General features: G+C 64.0%; 11 protein-coding genes and 1 pseudogene. 9 read left to right on the top strand and 3 right to left on the bottom strand.

Features of this window, described 5'->3' with window-relative positions:
- Positions 1-262: 262 nt before the first annotated feature.
- From F6S87_RS08145 to F6S87_RS08135, 3 genes are all read left to right on the top strand, one after another.
- Positions 263-685 (top strand): DUF4235 domain-containing protein, encoded by a 423-nt coding sequence (locus F6S87_RS08145; protein WP_163228157.1) that lies wholly within the window; start codon positions 263-265, stop codon positions 683-685.
- A 301-nt stretch (positions 686-986) separates the two neighbouring features.
- On the top strand, positions 987-1,754 hold the full coding sequence (locus tag F6S87_RS08140) for a nitroreductase family protein (protein ID WP_331270782.1): 768 nt from the start codon (positions 987-989) through the stop codon (positions 1,752-1,754).
- 254 nt (positions 1,755-2,008) lie between these two features.
- Positions 2,009-2,725, top strand: coding sequence for a histidine phosphatase family protein (locus F6S87_RS08135; protein WP_231129455.1), 717 nt, complete (start codon positions 2,009-2,011; stop codon positions 2,723-2,725).
- A gap of 97 nt (positions 2,726-2,822) precedes the next feature.
- Here the strand turns inward: F6S87_RS08135 and F6S87_RS08130 are convergent, their stop codons facing one another.
- The gene (locus F6S87_RS08130) at positions 2,823-4,595 is read right to left on the bottom strand and encodes a glycoside hydrolase family 13 protein (protein ID WP_163228155.1); all 1,773 of its coding nucleotides are present in this window, start codon (positions 4,593-4,595) and stop codon (positions 2,823-2,825) included.
- Positions 4,596-5,214: 619 nt separating this feature from the next.
- On the opposite strand from F6S87_RS08130, the gene F6S87_RS08125 reads away from it, so the two are divergent.
- Positions 5,215-6,546 carry an ABC transporter substrate-binding protein gene (locus F6S87_RS08125; protein ID WP_196779172.1) on the top strand — a complete coding sequence of 444 codons (1,332 nt, stop codon included), beginning with the start codon at positions 5,215-5,217 and terminating at the stop codon, positions 6,544-6,546.
- 399 nt (positions 6,547-6,945) lie between these two features.
- Here the strand turns inward: F6S87_RS08125 and F6S87_RS08120 are convergent.
- Positions 6,946-7,938: pseudogene (locus tag F6S87_RS08120) on the bottom strand (LacI family DNA-binding transcriptional regulator); the annotation flags it as partial.
- A 469-nt stretch (positions 7,939-8,407) separates the two neighbouring features.
- Here F6S87_RS08120 and F6S87_RS08115 point away from each other — a divergent pair.
- From F6S87_RS08115 to malQ, 4 genes are all read left to right on the top strand, one after another.
- Positions 8,408-9,262, top strand: a complete 855-nt coding sequence (locus F6S87_RS08115) for a carbohydrate ABC transporter permease (protein ID WP_163228153.1) — start codon at positions 8,408-8,410, stop codon at positions 9,260-9,262.
- Positions 9,259-10,098 (top strand): carbohydrate ABC transporter permease, encoded by an 840-nt coding sequence (locus tag F6S87_RS08110; protein ID WP_163228152.1) that lies wholly within the window; start codon positions 9,259-9,261, stop codon positions 10,096-10,098. The genes F6S87_RS08115 and F6S87_RS08110 overlap by 4 nt, the downstream gene beginning before the upstream one ends.
- A gap of 264 nt (positions 10,099-10,362) precedes the next feature.
- Positions 10,363-11,040, top strand: coding sequence for a YesL family protein (locus F6S87_RS08105; RefSeq protein WP_163228151.1), 678 nt, complete (start codon positions 10,363-10,365; stop codon positions 11,038-11,040).
- 517 nt (positions 11,041-11,557) lie between these two features.
- Entirely contained in the window at positions 11,558-13,795 is a 2,238-nt protein-coding gene (gene malQ / locus F6S87_RS08100) for a 4-alpha-glucanotransferase (protein ID WP_407925121.1), read from the top strand.
- 230 nt (positions 13,796-14,025) lie between these two features.
- On the opposite strand, the gene F6S87_RS08095 is transcribed toward malQ, so the two are convergent.
- Complete coding sequence (locus F6S87_RS08095; protein ID WP_163228150.1) at positions 14,026-15,867, bottom strand: alpha-amylase family glycosyl hydrolase; 1,842 nt, start codon at positions 15,865-15,867, stop codon at positions 14,026-14,028.
- A 539-nt stretch (positions 15,868-16,406) separates the two neighbouring features.
- Between F6S87_RS08095 and F6S87_RS08090 the strand changes: the two genes are divergently transcribed.
- On the top strand, positions 16,407-17,672 hold the full coding sequence (locus F6S87_RS08090) for an extracellular solute-binding protein (protein WP_163228149.1): 1,266 nt from the start codon (positions 16,407-16,409) through the stop codon (positions 17,670-17,672).
- Positions 17,673-17,717: the final 45 nt, after the last annotated feature.

Below are 17,717 nucleotides of genomic sequence, written 5' to 3'. Positions count from 1 at the left end.
CCCGGAAGCTAAGGCCTGGCACGGCGATGGTACTGCACCCGACAGGGTGTGGGAGAGTAGCACGCCGCCGCAATCACGTGTTGAAGAGTCGACCCCGGTCGAGCCTGACGGCTCCCGGGGCCTTCTCGTATCCGCACGCGCCTGTTGCGCGGCGAAAACGCCGGGACCCCGGTCGGGCGTCACGCTCCCGGAGTCTTCCCGTATGTCTGTCGTCAGGGAAGTAAGCGGCAGGAATCGTGCAATCTGCCGTACCATAAGACGTATGAGTGATGCGAGCAACGAACTGAAGTCGGTCGACGAGACGATCGCCAAGACCGACAGCAAGCTTTCCGAGACGGCCGACCAGGCGGTCGAGCAGATCAACAAGGTCAACGACAAGATCGTCGAACTCAAGACGGCGCGGGAAACCGATCCGGAGACGGCGACCGACAAGCTGTTCAAGACGGCGGCGCCGGCGCTGGCCGGCATGATCGCCGGCAAGATCTTCTCCGTCGTCTGGAACACCGTGACGAAGAAGATCCATCCGAGCGTCGACGACGACGAGAAGGATGCGAAGCAGGGCGTCCTGATGACAGTGCTGTTCGCCGCCGCGTCGGCCGCGTTCACGTCGATCATCACGCAGGGCGCGACGAAGGGCAGCAACCTGTTCGTCAGGCATCTCGAGAAGAAGAGGGCGGCGAAGTAGCGGGGCCTTCTCCTCTCCTGACATCCAAGTCCTGACATCCAAGGAGGGAGGATTCGAGTTCTACGGATCCTCTTGCGCCCCAGCGCGCACTCGTCGCCTTCGGCGACGTCGTGCGGTCGACCCTCGGCCTCGCTGCGCTCGGCGGCTCCCTTCCAGGGAGCCAAGATCTCCGCTTTCCTGCGTGTCACAAATCCGGACTCTAAGCTCGGGTTTGTGACGTCTAGACAATGATTTGCGCCGTGCGCTGGGGCGTGGGAATCGTGGCCTGTTTTCTGCAATAATGTCAGCCATGGCAGAAGAAATCATCCATAACGAAACCATTGACACGCTGCTCAACCGACGGTCGATCCGCGCGTTCGAGCCGGAGCCGCTCGACGAGGCGACGATCGCCACCCTCGAGACGTGCGCGCAGCACGCCGCGTCCAGCCAGTTCCTCAACGACTGGTCGGCCATCCGCGTGGCCGACTCGGCACTCAAGGAGAAGCTCGCCGAGATCGCCCACCAGCCGTACGTCGCGACGGCGCCGCTGCTGTACGTCTTCGTCCTCGACGAGTACCGCAACGCGCAGATCGCCAAGCGCAAGGGCGTCGACGTCTACTCCGACGACTTCACGCTGCGCAACAGCTACCGCTTCTCGCAGGCCCAGAACGACGCCGTGCTCGCGCTTCACGCGATGGAGACGGCGGCCGAGTCGCTCGGTCTCGGCTGCGTCATCCTCGGCTCCGTCCTCGGCGACATCCCGGAGCTCATCAAGCTGCTCGAGCTGCCGGAGTACACGTACCCGGTGCTCGGCCTGGCGATCGGCAAGCCGGCGCAGAGCCCGGCATTGAAGCCGCGCATGCCGCGCGACGACCAGTTCTTCGAGGACGGCTACTGCGACGATCCGGACCTCATGCTCGAGCGCCTCGACCACTTCGACGCCGAGGTGCACAAGTACTACGACCTGCGCGACACCTCCCGCCCGGTCGACGCGTTCAGCGACCAGATCGCCAACCAGGCGACGAATCGTTCCGTCCTGAAGAACGGCTTCGAGCATGCGAAGCAGCAGGGATTCGTGCTCGACAAGTAGGACGCCTTGCCCTTCGTGATGTCGCCAATCCGGGCTGCCGGCCCGGATTGGCGACATCACGAAGAGCAGATGCAGGACAGCAGGCAGATCAGGCAGGACAGGCAAGCCGGGGAAGCTGCCCGGACAGAACAGTCCGGGAGACTGCCGGGGCGCGGGAATCGTGCAGTATTGTTGCGAACGTTCGCGGCTGGAACTAATCTGTTCTCGACGACCGATTGGCGGCGATGATGCCGGCAGTGAAAGGATTTTCAACGATGAACGATTCCTCCGCGACCAACCCTACCGAAAATGCGACGATGCCCGCGAAGCAGTTCGGACGGCTCGTGCTGCTGCGGCATGGGCAGACGGTGTGGAGCGAATCGGGGCAGTACACCGGGCGCACCGACATTCCGCTGACCGACGAGGGCGAGCGGCAGGCGGTCCGCGCCGGCGAGCGGCTGCGCGAGGCGTTCCCCAACGGCTTCCTGCCCGGTGACATCTTCACGTCGACGATGGGGCGCGCACAGTCAACGGCCGAGCTGGCCGGGTTCCCCGAGCACGAGACGACCGAGAACATCGTCGAGTGGGATTACGGCCGCGCCGAAGGGCGCACTCGCCAGCAGCTCGCCGCGATGACCGGCTTCCCGTGGGATGTCTGGCGCGACGGGTCGCGGGCGATCGATCCGCGGTACGAAGGCCGGCGCATCGAGACGCTGCCGGACGGCCAGCAGATCGTCGTCGTCAACGGCCCCGGCGAGACGCTCGACGAGGTGGCCCGGCGCGCGCGGGCGGCGATCGACGCCGCGATGCCGGCGCTCGAGGCCGGCCGCGACGTGCTGTTCGTCGCGCACGCGCACATCCTGCGCATCCTGACGACGCAGTGGCTCGACGAGCCGGCATCCTTCGCCCGCAAGCTGCGGCTCGACACTGCGCACTATTCGGTGCTCGGCGTCTACAAGGGCGACCACGTCATCGAGCGGTGGAACTGCTAGACCCTTCTTGCGTTGCCGGCTCGCGGCGGCGCCGCTCGCCGACTCCCACCGAAAACGCTGTGCGTTTTCGACTCCCTCCGAGGAGGGAGTGTCTACATCAGACGCGCATCCAGACGGCGGTGTCCCGGGGGAGGGCGTAGCCGTCGAACGGCATGCTCTTCAGGAGGATCTCGCCGTTCGGAAGGTCGACGGGTTCGGTGCCGAAGTTGACGATGCAGGCGAACTGGTCGCCGGCTTCCTCGTCCTTCATCGGACGCGTGTAGGCGACGACGTCGTCGCCGTGGTCGCCGAACGTGCCGACCGGGAACCACTTGATCGACGTCGTGTCGCGCGTGCTCGTCAGCATCGACTGGCGCATGGCCAGCGCGAGGCGATAGAGGTTGAGCATCGAGTCCTTCTCGCCGTCCTCGACGTCGGCGCAGTACTGGCGGAACCACAGCGGCTGCGGCAGGTGCGGATCGGCCGGAGTCGAACCGTCGGCCGGGGCCGAGCTGAAGCCGAAGCTCGCGCCGGTGCCGAAGTCGGCGTTCCACGAAGCCGGCCGCGGCTCGTCGGCCGAGTCCCACGGCAGCGGCACGCGGCAGCCGTCGCGGCCCTTGTCGGCGTTGCCGTGGTTCGTGTTGAACGCGACCGGGTCCTCGAGACGGTCCCACGGGATCGTCGCGACTTCCGGCAGGCCGAGTTCCTCGCCCTGGTAGACATAGACTGATCCCGGCAGGCCGAGCTCCATCATGATCGCCGCGCGCGAGCGGCGCGCGCCGGTCTCTCGGTCCTCGATGTAGGTGCGGCCGTCGCGCAGCAGCCAGTCCATCGCGAGGCGGTGGTATTCGCGGCACGGCACCTGCGGCAGGCCATAGCGCGAGGCATGGCGCGGCACGTCGTGGTTGCTCATCACCCACGTGGTGGTCGAATCGGCCTCCTCGGCCGACTGCAGGCCCTCGAGGATGGCCGTGCGGAAGGCGCCGGCGTTCCAGTCGGCCTTCGCGAACTCGAAGTTGAAGACCTGGCCGAGCTCGTCCGGGCGCGAGTACAGGTGCTGGTGTTCGGGCACGACCCAGGCCTCGCCGACGGCGAAGCGGGGAGGATCGTACTCGTTGAAGACTTCGTTCCACTCCCGGTAAATCTCGTGCACTTCCGGCCTGTCCCACAGCGGATGCTGGCCGTCGGGACTCGAGCAGTCGAGCACCGAATACTCGTCGAGCTCGGCGAGCGGACGGCTGTCGAGATCCTTCGCGAGCCCGTGCGCGACGTCGATCCTGAAGCCGTCGACGCCGCGGTCGGCCCAGAAACGCAACGTTTTCTTGAACTCCTCGTGCACCTCCGGATTCTTCCAGTTGAGATCCGGCTGCTCCTTCGTGAACAGGTGCAGGTACCACTCGCCGTCGCCGGCCGGCTCCCACGCCGGGCCGCCGAACGTCGACTGCCAGCCGTTCGGCGGCAGCTCGCCGTGCTCGCCGCGGCCGGGGCGGAAGATGTAGCGGTCGCGCGCCGGCGAGCCGGGCGCGGCGGCCAGCGCCTCGACGAACCACCGGTGCTTGTTCGACGTGTGGTTCGGCACGATGTCGATGATGATCTTCATGCCGGCGGCATGCGCGGCGGCGACCATGTCGTCGAAGTCGGCGAGCGTGCCGAGCCGCGGATCGACGTCGCGATAGTCGATGACGTCGTAGCCGCCGTCGGCAAGCTCGGACGGATAGAACGGCGACAGCCAGACGGCGTCGACGCCGAGCTGCTTCAGGTACGGCATGCGGTCGGTGACGCCGGCGATGTCGCCGAGGCCGTCGCCGTTCATGTCGCGGAAACTGCGCGGATAGACTTGGTAGACGACGGCCTGCTTCCACCAGTCGTCGAAGGAATTGTTCGCTGTCATGTGACTTTCCGTCCCTCCTTGGATTTGGATACGTCGCTTGCGTACGGTTGGTGACAACGTTTGCTTACCGACTTTAGCGCCATCGGGGACGATTCGGACGATTCATTGGGCGAGTCGTCTGCCGATCCATTGGACGGCCCGTTGGACGGCTCATTGGACGATCCATTGGACGGCCCGGCCGTGGCTGGCGTCAGGCGACCTTGCCCCTCTCCCGGATGCCGCAACCCGAGCTCTCGTCCCGGATTGGCGACTCCAGGAGAGGGCCGTGATATCGCAGGCGGGGCGGGCGCGGCCGACGCCGGAATCGCGGTCGGACGGAACGTGGAACAGGCCGGACGAGAGTGGCGTGACGGGTGGCGGTCATCGGCGGGATTGATGATGGTTCTGACGGGGTTTCCGCAAACGCTTGCAGACGGCGAGTCGTCCAATTATTGTTGAAAACTAGCCGATCTTTACAACGATTCTCGCTATTCTGTAAGGAAAATATGACGTTTTTCTGATTACGTTTGCATTTCCTTCTTAGATCGTGCATAATGATTCCTAAAGAAGTTTGAGGAAAGCGACTTCTTTCTACGCACAAAAGCTAGTGCGGCGCGCAAGCGCCAGTAAGAAAGGTTCGATGATGAATCGTAATGTGAAAACTGCCCTTGGCCTCGTTGCCGTCGCGGCCATGTCCGTGAGCACGCTGGCCGCCTGCGGCTCCGATTCGAGCTCGGATGACAGCACCGGTTCGGTGTACTTCCTGAACTTCAAGCCGGAGACCGCCGACGAGTGGACGAAGCTCGCCGAAGAGTACACGAAGGAAACCGGCGTCCAGGTCAAGGTCCAGACCGCCGCTTCCGGCACCTACGAGCAGACCCTGAAGTCCGAGCTCGCCAAGACCGAAGCCCCGACGATCTTCCAGGTCAACGGCCCGGTCGGCCTCGCCTCGTGGAAGGACTACTGCGCCGACCTGTCCGACACGACGATCTACAAGGACCTGAACGACCAGTCGCTCGCCCTGAAGAACGGCGACGAAGTCGCGGCCGTTCCGTACGTCATCGAGTCCTACGGCATCATCTACAACAAGGACCTGCTGAACAAGTACATCGCGATGGACGGCGCCAAGGTCTCCTCCATCGACGAGATCAACTCGTTCGACAAGCTGAAGGAAGTCGCCGACGACATCCAGGCCAAGAAGGCCGAGCTCGGCGTCGACGGTGCCTTCACCTCCGCCGGCTTCGACTCCTCGTCCGACTGGCGCTTCAAGACCCACCTGGCCAACATCCCGCTGTACTACCAGTTCGTGAAGGACAACATCACTTCCGAGCCGTCGTCCATCAAGGACATGTACATGGACAACTTCAAGAACATCTTCGACCTGTACATCCAGGACTCCACGACCGCCGCCTCGCAGCTGTCGTCGAAGACCGGCGATGACGCCAACTCCGAGTTCGCCCTCGGCCAGGCCGTGTTCTACCAGAACGGCACCTGGGCCTGGTCCGACCTCGAGAAGGCCGGCATGAAGTCCGACTCCGTCGGCATGATGCCGATCTACATCGGCGTCGACGACGCGACCGAAGGCCTCGCCACCGGCTCCGAGAACTACTGGTGCATCAACTCGCAGGCCTCGGACGCCAACCAGAAGGCTTCCGAGAAGTTCCTCGAGTGGGTCATCACGTCCGACACCGGCAAGAAGGCCCTGTCCGACACGATGGGCTTCACCACGCCGTTCAGCACCTTCAACGACGTCTCCACCGACAACCCGCTGATCGCCGACGCCAACGCCTCGATCCAGAACAAGAAGCTGACCCAGGTCGCCTGGGACTTCTCGATGATGCCGTCGGAGGAGTACAAGGATGACCTCGGCCAGGCCATGCTCGCCTACGCGCAGGGCACCGGCACCTGGGATCAGGTCGTCGACATGTTCGTCAACAACTGGGCCACCCAGTACCAGGAAGCCAACTCCTGATCGACTGGCCTGACGGCCACCTTTCAACCGATATCTGACTGATTCCGTCCGATATGCAAGGGGTGGGTCCCACCGGAACTTTCCAGTGGGGCCCACCCCTTTTTTGGCGTATAACCCAACAAGAAGAACAAGAAGGACAAGAAGGACAAGAAGAACAATGCGCCAAAAAGAAGATGTCACGATCCTGAAATCTCAGGATCGTGACATCACAAGGGGAGCAGGGGGAGAGAAGGGAGGGAAAGAAGAGGGAGGAGGAGGGAGAGGGAAGGGGACGGCTTACTCGGCGGAGTCGACCTCGGTGACGTCGTCGTCTTCGCCGAGCTCGGCGGCGATTCCCGCGGCCTCGGCGGCGGCGATGCCGGCGTTGACGACGGCCGGAGTGCGCAGCGGGGCGGGACCGGTGCTGCTGCGGACGACGAGGCGGGCCGGGACGTTGCGGAAGAGCTCGCCGGCGTCGGTCTCGTTGATCAGGTTGAGCGCGATCGTCGCGGCCGTGCGGGCCATCTCGACCGGATCCTGCGCGATCGTCGTCAGGCCGAGGTCGTGCGCGAACGAGCTGTTGTCGTAGCCGATGACCGAGATGTCGCCGGGGACCGACAGGCCGGTGCGCATGAGCTGGAACATCAGCGGAATGGCGATGCCGTCCTCCTGGCAGGCGATCGCCGTCGGCAGCTGCTCCATGCTGAGCAGTTCGGTGACGACCCTGCTGACGCGGTCGGGTCCCTCGCCGGCCGAGATGATGTGCGGCGAGATGCCGGAGTTGGCGCAGCACTCGAGGAACGCGTCGACGCGCTGCTGGACCGAGAAGTGCAGCGAGACGTCGCGCGTGGTGCGCACGTAGGCGATGCGGCGGTGGCCCAGGTTGATCAGGTGACGGGCCGCGAGCACGGAACCCTGCGTATCGTCGATGTTGACGGCGGCCGTAAAGCCACGCTCGTTCGGCATGACCGAGTTGATGCCGATGATCGGCATGCCGATCGACTTGAGTTCGTGGATTTCGGACGAGTCGATGTCGAACGAGACGACGATGACGGCGTCCGCGTTGCGGCGCACCGGCAGCATGTCGAAGAACTCCTTGCGTTCCTCTATGCTCGAGATCTGGAAGATCTGGATGTCGTAGCCCTCGCCGCTCAGGACCTCGTTGAGGCCCTCGATGACCGAGGCGCTGAACCAGCGGCGGATATGGTCGCTCATCAGCAGCGCAATGCGCATCGACCGTCCGGTCTTCAGCGCGGCGGCCGACCGGGACGTCGAGAAGTTGAGTTCGTCGGCGACGCGGAGGACCTTGTCGCGCGTGGCCTTCGACACCAGTTCCGGCCGGGTGAACGAGCGCGAAACGGTGGAGATGGAGACCTGCGCCGCACGTGCAACGTCTTGAATGCTCGTGTTCATACGGTGACCCTTCGTCGTTGAAGTCATTCTGACTTATGGTGACTATGCAAACGTTTGTCATGAAAGCTCTTTCACAAACGTTTGCAAAGATGTCTTTCATTGCCACAAACGGCTTACTTTCAACTATTATACGGGATCATTAGCCAAAATGAAATATTGCAACACGCCCATATTTGCAGAAAAAATGACAACGTTTGACATCCCCCGCCGGAATTGTTACTCTCATACTCAGATGGTTACGCAACGGTGCTGAACACATGCCGGTCCGTGCGGGGTTGCAAGGAGAAGCCCCGGGGGAGCGGCGCTACGAGGCAGTAGACATGTCCTGGTCCGGCACCTTCCGGAAACGAACCGCCTGTTGTCGCAAGCGGGGAGGGAACGGGTTGCGACGAGCATCACAAGAATTCGGTCCGCGAACACGCAGGCGTGGGAGCGGACACCTGAATACGGAAGGAAAGTGGGCGGACTTATGATCACCATGGCCGGCAAGGCGATTCGCCGCTGGTGGGCGCTGTTTGTGCTTCCGACGTTCCTCGCATTCATCATCGGCTTCATCGTGCCGTTCATCTACGGCGTGTACCTGAGCTTCTGCAAGTTCTCGACGGTGACCAATGCGAAGTGGGTCGGTTTCAGTAATTACGCGAAGGCGCTGAAGGACTCGACGTTCCTTCACGCGCTGCTGTTCTCGACACTGCTGACGATCGTCACGACGATTGTCATCAACGTGATCGCGTTCGCGATCGCCTATCTGCTGACGAAGTCGATTCGCGGTTCGAACGTGTTCCGCTCCGTCTTCTTCATGCCGAACCTCATCGGCGGCATCATTCTGGGCTACATCTGGATGCTGCTGCTCAACGGCGTGCTGTCCCACTGGGCCAAGTCGCTGACCTATAGCGAGGTCTACGGCTTCTGGGGTCTCGTCATCCTCGTCTGCTGGCAGCAGATCGGCTACATGATGATCATCTACATCGCCGGCATGCAGTCGCTGCCGACCGACGTCCTCGAGGCCGCCGCGGTCGACGGCGCCAATGGCCGCCAGACGATGTTCAAGATCATCATCCCGCTGATGATGCCGTCCATCACCGTCTGCTCGTTCCTGACCGTCACCAACGGCTTCAAGCTCTACGACCAGAACCTCGCCCTGACCAACGGCGCTCCGTCGCGAATGTCCGAAGGCCTGGCGCTCAACATCACCAACACGTTCTACTCCAAGATCGGCTACGAAGGCGTTGGCCAGGCGAAGGCAGTCCTGTTCTTCATCCTCGTCGCCGTCGTCGCCCTGGTTCAGAACAAGCTCACGACTTCCAAGGAGGTTGCGGCGTGAATTCCGAAAAGCCAAAGCACGGAGTGCTGTGGACCGTATTCTTCTCGGCCATTTCCCTTGCCTGGGTCTTCCCGATCTTCCTGGTGCTCATCAACTCCTTCAAGTCGAAGGTCTACATCAGCACCGACACGTTCTCGTTCCCGCTGGGCGAGTCCTTCGTCGGACTTGACAACTATATCCGCGGCATCGAGACGACGAACTTCTTCGCCAGCTTTGGCTGGACGCTGCTGATCACCGTCGGCTCGGTCATCCTGATCCTGCTGTGCACCTCGATGTGCGCCTGGTGGATCGTCCGCGTGAACAACTGGGCCGCGAAGACGCTCTACGTCCTGTTCCTGTTCAACATGATCGTCCCGTTCCAGATGCTGATGTTCACGCTGTCCTGGCTTGCCGACCGACTGAACCTGAACACCCCGTGGGGCCTGTGCTTCATCTACCTCGGCTTCGGTGCCGGCCTCGCCGTGTTCATCTTCACCGGCGTCGTCAAGGGCATTCCGGAGTCGCTGGAGGAGTCCGCGATGATCGACGGCGCGTCCGTCCCGCGCATCTTCTTCCAGATCGTCGTCCCGATCATGCGTCCGTCGATCATCTCGGTCGCGATCCTGCAGGCGATGTGGATCTGGAACGACTACCTCCTGCCGTACCTGACGCTGGATCTGAACAAGTACAAGACCATTTCGGTCGCGATCCAGTACCTCAAGGGCGGTTACGGCTCGGTCGACATGGGCGCGATGATGGCCTGCCTGGTCCTCGCGATCATCCCGATCATCGTCTTCTACCTGCTGTGCCAGAAGTACATCGTCAAGGGTGTCATGGCCGGCGCCGTCAAGGGCTGAGTTCCGCGAATCGTTCCGTCCGCCATTGCCGTGGCGGGCGGGACGGCTGGCCGGTTGCCGCCGGTCCGCGCGGGAATCGTCCGAACATAACTGAATCTTCCATCTCTCTTCTCTCTGTCCAGCCGGGCGGTCGGTTCGCCGGCCGCCCGGCTGTTTACTTTTTCCTGTCCAGACTTTCCATGGAATAGTCGGCCGACGGCGCCTATTGTTCGTCAGTAGAACGATTCTTCCGCCGCCATCCGGCACGACTAGCAAGGGGCACGCATGCATTTCCTGTCCGCCGATTCCAAGTTCATGACGGCGTGGACGAACCTGACCGACGCCATCTGGATCAATATCCTCATGCTGATCACCAGCATCCCGGTCGTCACGATCGGCGCGTCGCTCGCCGCCGGCGAGACGGCCATCCGCAAGATGCACAACTCCGAAGGCCACCTGACGAAGGCGTATTTCCGGGCGTTCCGCGAGAACTTCGCGAAGGCGACCGGCTACTGGCTGATCCTGCTCGTGACCGGCGTGGCGCTGCTGTACTCGTGGGTGGTGCTGCAGGTGACGCCGCTGCTCATCCCGAAGATCGCGTTCACGCTGCTGTGGGCCGTCTGCTTCGAGTGGGTGTTCGCGCTGCAGGCGCGATTCGAGAACTCGTTCGGCCGCACGCTTGCGAACTCGTTCATCTTCGGCATCAGCTACGTCTGGGCGACGCTGTCGATGCTGTTCATCGACCTCGTCGTCGTGGCGCTCGTCGTCGCCGCCTGGTTCCTGCTGCCGCAGTCGCTGTTCCTCGTCGCCGTCTTCGGCTACGGCTCGATCCTTACGCTGCACGTGCCGATTCAGGAGTACATCTTCCGCAAGCACATCCACGTTCCGGCCGCCCCGGCCGCCGAGCCGGTCCGCGAGAAGTCCCTCGCCGACATCATGGCCGAGAAGCGGGCGCAGGCCTGAGCTTGACATCTGGATTCCCGGCTCCCTGGAAGGGAGCTGGCCGCGAAGCGGCCTGAGGGTCGACCGCACGACGTCGCGCAGCGACGAGTGCGCGCTGGAACGTTCCGTCATGACGTGACTCGAGTTCCGTCGTAGCCACAAGCTCCAGCGCGCTCTCGCCGCCTTCGGCGGCATCGGCGGTCGACCCTCAGCCTCGCTGCGCTCGGCAGCTCCCTTCCAGGGAGCCCAGGGCTTCCGGATTGCGACATGTAAAATGCAAACGTTGGCGGAAACGGGGGATGCAGTTATTGCAATAAAAAAGAAAAATGGCTAATTTTCAATGAAAATCAACTCGACACGGCGATTGCAAACGATAGCATTCTGCGGTACAGTAGACGCGTTGAATGGGTTGGCGACTCCCGGTGGGGTCGAAGCCAAGGTGCGTCAGCGTTGACCGCATGACACTTGTCCGGCGAGATCGCCGTCCGATCCGAAGAGCACATGAGCCGCGACCGCGCCCGGTTGTGGAAGGAGAGCAATGATGCCCGAGAACATCAACGAACCGATCGAAGAGACCGTCGCCGCCGCGCCGGCCGTCCCCGACCTTGCCAACCAGCAGACCGAGGAGACGCCCGAGCGACTGGCGCGTCCGCTGATCCAGCTCGCCAAGTCGTGGGGCGTCGCCACGCAGTACTTCGACCAGCTCGGCGTCTACGTCGAGATCGAGGATCACGTCCTCGTCTCCATCCTCGGCGCGCTCGGCGTCGACGCGACGAGCGACGAGAAGATCGGGCAGGCGCTCGCCGACATCACGGCGTCGAACCACGAGCTGCTCGTCTCGCCGACCGTCGTCAAGTTCACCGGCAAGGACATGCCGGTCGAGATCCGCACGAAGTACGGCGAGCCGGCGGTGCGCCTGAAGCTCGAGGACGGCGCCGACGCGGACGAATCGTTCATCACTGTCGACTTCAAGGCGGCCGACGGCGACGTCGACGTCTACGAACTCACCGTCGCCGATGACGTGCCGGCCGGCTACCACACGCTCGACGTCGCCGACGGCGACCGTCGCGTGGCCGCGCGGCTGATCGTCGCGCCGGCGCAGATTCCGGTGCCGGCGGCCGTCGCCGAGCGTCAGCGCTGGGGCTGGATGGCGCAGATGTATTCGGTTCGCTCGAACGATTCGTGGGGCGTGGGCGACTACGGCGATCTCAAGACGCTTGTCACCGACGCGGCCGCGAAGTCCGGCGCCGACTTCATGCTGATCAACCCGATCCACGCGACCGCGCCGATCACGCCGCTCGAGCCTTCGCCGTACCTGCCGGAGTCCCGCCGCTTCCTCAACGTCACGTATATCCGTCCGGAACTCATCCCCGAATACGGCGAGCTGACCGACGCCGAGCGCGCCGAGGTCGAGCAGCTGCACGCGAGCGTCGCCGCCGCGAACACGACGCCCGACCCGATCGACATCAACGCTGCCTGGGATGCCAAGCGCAAGGCGCTCGAGATCATCTTCGACCAGCCGCGCTCCGCCGAACGCGAGGCCGAATTCGAGGCCTTCCAGAAGGAAGCCGGCGAGGACCTCGAGGCGTTCGCGCTGTGGTCGGTCGCCTTCCAGGTGTGGGGATCGCCGTGGAACGCCGAGAACGACTGGTTCCACAAGTTCGGCCGCGGCTCCGAGGAGATCGAGAAGCTGCGCAAGGAGCACCGCCACCTGTACGAGTTCGAATGCTGGCTGCAGTGGATCGCCGACCAGCAGGTGACGGCCACGCAGGCCGCCGCGAAGGACAACGGCATGGTCCTCGGCATCATGCAGGACATGGCCGTCGGCGTGCACACCTACGGCTCCGACGTCTGGTGGAGCCCGGAGCGCTTCGCCGTCGGCGCCGTCACCGTCGGCTGCCCGCCGGACTTCTACAACCAGCAGGGCCAGGACTGGGGCCAGCCGCCGTTCAACCCGAACTACATGCAGGCCACCGGCTACCAGGTCTACCGCGAGATGGTGCACAACATGTTCTCGCACGCCGGCGCCATCCGCATCGACCACGTGCTCGGCCTGTTCCGCCTGTGGTGGATCCCGGCCGGCGAGGGCCCGCGCAACGGCGCCTACGTCGCGTACAACTACGAGGCGATGCTCGCGATCCTGACGATCGAGGCCACGCGCGCCAACGGCATGGTCATCGGCGAGGACCTCGGCACCGTGCCGGACTACGTCTCCCGCGTGCTGGCGGAGCACGGAGTGCTCGGCGCGACCGTCGAATGGTTCGCCCGCGTGAACAACTCGTCGGTCGCCGGCGACCCGTACGCCGATCCGTCCACGTACCGCAAGTACTCGCTGGCCTCGGTCACGACGCACGACCTGCCGCCGACCGCCGGCTACCTGCAGTTCGAGCATGTCAAGCTGCGCGAGGAGCTCAACCTGCTGAGCGAGCCGGTCGAGGAGTTCATGAAGTCGTCGCGGGCCGAGATGGACGCGATGCTGTCGCTGCTGGTCTCCGGCGGATGGCTGCGGCCCGAGGCCGCCGAGGACGTGCCGAACCACGTGCAGGAAGTCGTCGAGTCGATGCACAGGATGCTCAAGGACTCGCCGGCGCTGCTGCTGCAGGCCGCGCTGGTGGACGGCACCGGCGAGGTGCGCACGCAGAACCAGCCGGGCACGTCGACCGAGTACACGAACTGGCGCGTCCCGCTCGCCGACGCCGACGGCAACGTCGTTCTCGCCGACCGGGTGTTCGACCTGCCGCGCGTGAAGTCGCTCGCGGCGATCATGAACAAGTGAACGACGGGCTGCTGGTCGGCCGCCGGCCGGCGGCTGGGCGGCCAGTGGCTGGCCGGCCAGTGGCCGGTAATGAAGACTTACCCGAGTAAGTGGGGCAAGTAGGAAAGGCTTTCCCCATCTCCGAGCCCGGCGGCGGCAAACGCCGGACCCGGTTCCGGACCTCCCGTGGAGCAACGCACGGGAGGTCCTTTTTTACGTGTCGGGCCGGTCACGTGCCGGGACCGGAAGGGTCAGCGCAGGACCAGGATGGCGAAGCTCTGGGGGCCGAGGGTGATGGTGCCGGCGTCGGTGGAGACGTCGCCGAGCTGGAACAGGATCGAGGCCGTGTCCAGCGACTCGTCGGTCGAATCGTCGTCGGCGAAGCAGGAGCAGATCGTCGCGAGCAGCTCGCCGTCGCTGCGTTCGGCGGTCTCGCCGGCGCGCGAGAGCGAGTGGGTCTCGACGTCGCGCGACGGGTTGACGGCGACAATGACGCTCTCGCCGGCCGCATCGTTCGCTGTGGCGGCTGCACCGGCTGCGCTGGCCGCGTCGGCGGCGCGCTCGGCGGCGAGGGAGGAATCGTGCCGGATGGCGGTGCGCTTGAAGATGAACGATCGGTTCGTGTCCGAGGCGTAGACGACGTCGAAGTCGGCGTCGGCGTCGAGGCAGGCGAGGCTGTTGCGCAGGCGGATCATCTCGCGGACCGTGTTCCACAGCGAGCCGGGCTCGTCGCGCTGGGCGGCGACGGTCGGGACAACGTGGGTGCCGGCTCCGCGGGACGGCGTTTCGGCTGGCGAGCCGGTACCGGCCGTCGGCAGCAGTTCGGGACCTTCGCCGTCGTCGAGCGGCAGGTAGAGGTCGGCGGCGGGGGCGGTCGAGAAGCCGCAGTCGGGGGCGGCCGCGTCCCACTGCATCGGGGTGCGGCTGCCGGTGCGCGTGTAGGCGCCCTCCTTCGTCGGCAGGCTCCGGTAGCGCATGCCGATTTCGTCGCCGTAGTAGACGAACGGCGCGCCGGGCATCGCGAGCATTGTCGCGTAGGCGACGGCGATTTCGCGCGGGGACAGGCGCGGCGCGATTCGCGCCGTGTCATGGTTGCAGGTGATCAGGTTGAACAGGCAGCCGCTGTCGCGGGCGGCGTCCAGTCGCGGCCGGTATTCGCGCAGGAACGGCGCGATGCCGGTGCCGGAGTCGGCGTTGAAGTAGCTCATGTCGCCGTCGCGGCTCAGCGGCGACGGACAGTTGCGCAGCAGCATGTTGTAGCCGTTCGGCACGCCGTCCCAGCGCCAGTCGAGATAGAAGTCCATGTCGAAGCCGGCATCGAACGATTCGTCCGGGCGGCCCCATTCCGAGACGAAGACGGCGTCCGGGAACTCGGCGCGGATGGCCGAGAACATGCGGTGCCAGGCCTGGCGCGTGTACGGCTTGCCGTCGTCGTCGTTCTTGACGAGGCTGTCGGCCATGTCGACGCGGAAGCCGTCGGCGCCGCGCTTCAGCCAGAAGCGCATGACGTCGACGATCGCGGCCTCGGTCTCCAGGGCGTCCTCGCCGCCGGCCGGCTTCTGCCAGCTGCGGGCCGGGTGCGCGAAGCCGTAGTTGAGGGCCGGCTGGAACGCGAAGAAGTTCGTGATGTAGGCGCCGTCGCGGTCGGCCTCGCCGCCGATGAACGGCAGGCCGTCGCCGCCGGTGATCCAGCTGTCGGTCCAGATGAAGCGCTCGTCGTAGTCGTTCGGCGCGGCCTCGGCGCTCGCCCTGAACCACGGATGCTCGTCGGACGTGTGGCCGGGGACGAGGTCGAGCAGCACGTGGATGCCGCGGTCGTGCGCCTCGCGGAACAGCCGCTCGAGGTCGTCGTTCGTGCCGTAGCGGGCGGCGACCTTCGTGTAGTCGCGCACGTCGTAGCCGGCGTCGCGGAACGGCGAATCATAGCACGGGTTGAGCCACAGGGCCGTCACGCCGAGCTCGGCGAGATAGTCAAGATGGTCGACGATGCCCTGCAGGTCGCCGATGCCGTCGCCGTCCGAATCGGCGAAGCTTGCCGGAAACACCTGGTAGAACACCGCGTTCCTGAGCCATGGATGATCCGCTACTGTCATGATCCTTGCTGCACTTCCTTGTGTGTGATCGTGTGTGGTCCTGTTTTGCCAACGTTTTCATCGCCCAATGGTCACCAGTGTAGCGGCCACCCCTTCACCGGACGCGCCGGGGGCGGGCAGAGGGGCATGCACGGGGGAATCGTCGCCGTTGCAGCGAATGGGGGAGTTGGCCGACGGTAAATTGCGCTCTCGGAATTGGCTAATTTTCACGCACGGCGCAAGGAAAAGACAGGAAATTCTGTGAGAAAATGGCAGAAATTCAACTCGAACTCCAAGCTGTGACGACGCTGGGAACTGATGTGGAAAATGTGCTTAAACGTCGGTTAAATCAGTGATTTCCCATGAATAAATTTGTGTTTTTCGAGATAAAACATGCCGCGAGTTGATAACGTTTGCAATTTAGGTGTACATTTCATCATACCGAAGCGTTGTCGGGAACAGTGAACAATTCCGACGGTTCGTCAGTGCGAAGTTGCATCGCTCTGCCCTCTGTGACGGCGTGGACGGGATCACAGATGAGGAAAGAAAGGTGATCAAAGATGATCAATTGGAAGAAAGCCGTTGGCCTGGGAGCTGCGTTTGCCATGCTCGTCCCGCTCGCGGCCTGCGGTAGCGATTCGTCTTCTTCCAGCAGCGGCACCACCGACGTCACGCTGACGGTCTGGGCTCCTTCGGAAGACCAGTCCTCCGACAACGGCAACTGGCTCGGCGCCATGGAGACGGCCTTCGAGAAGGCCCACCCGGAGTACAAGATCACGTGGAAGAACGACGTCGTCTCCGAAGGCGATGCCGCCACGCAGGTCAAGACCGACCCGTCGGCCGCCGCCGACGTCTACATGTTCGCGAACGACCAGCTCGGCACGCTGATCGACCTGGGCGCCATCGGCCAGCTGTCGACCGACGCCGAGAAGCAGGTCAAGGAGCAGAACTCCCAGTCGATGATCGACTCCGTCACGTCGACCGACGGCAAGCTCTACGGCGTTCCGTACACCGGCAACACCTGGTTCATGTACTACAACAAGTCCAAGTTCTCGGATAGCGACATCAAGTCGCTCGACTCGCTGCTCGAGAAGGGCAAGGTCACGTTCCCGATCACGAACTCGTGGTACATGCCGGCCTTCTACGCCGGCGCCGGCGCCACGTTCTTCGGCTCCACCGGTACCGACGTCTCCGACGGCATCTCGCTCGGCTCCGACGCCGACGCCGTCACCGAGTATCTCGTCAACCTCGAGAACAACGCCAACTTCACCAACGACGACGACACCTCCGGCCTGGCCCTGCTCAAGTCCGGCGACGCCGATGTCTACTTCTCGGGCACCTGGAACTCCGCCGACGTCAAGACCGCCCTCGGCGACAACTACGGCGCCGCCCAGCTGCCGACGTTCACGCTGAACGGCGAGTCCAAGCAGATGGAAGCCTTCGCCGGCTCCAAGGCCATCGCCTACAACCCGAACGCCAAGAACACGAAGGCCGCGGCCGAGTTCGCCGCCTTCCTCGGCTCCACCGAGGCCCAGAAGGCCCACTGGGAAGACCGCCAGATCATCCCGACCGACAAGACGCTGACCAACCTCGACGGCATGGCCGACGATCCGGCCGTCCAGGCGCAGATCGACACGATCAACAACACGTCGATCGTCCAGCCGACGATCGCCGCGATGAACGTCTGGTGGGATCCGTGCAAGTCCATGGGCGACGGCATCGTCAACGGCGATGTCACGCTGTCCAACGCGGCCCAGAAGACCACCGATTGGCAGAACCAGATCGATTCCGCCCTGAAGAGCTACCAGACCAGCTCCGAGAGCTGAGCCCGCTAGCTCCCCTTGCCGCCCTGGCGGCATGAACTGTCACGG

Origin of the sequence: Bifidobacterium choloepi, from assembly GCF_010667615.1 — a bacterium.
Lineage (GTDB): Bacteria > Actinomycetota > Actinomycetes > Actinomycetales > Bifidobacteriaceae > Bifidobacterium > Bifidobacterium choloepi.
The sequence above is the reverse complement of the archived record's forward strand: the minus strand, read 5'-3'. Positions and strand labels throughout refer to the sequence as shown.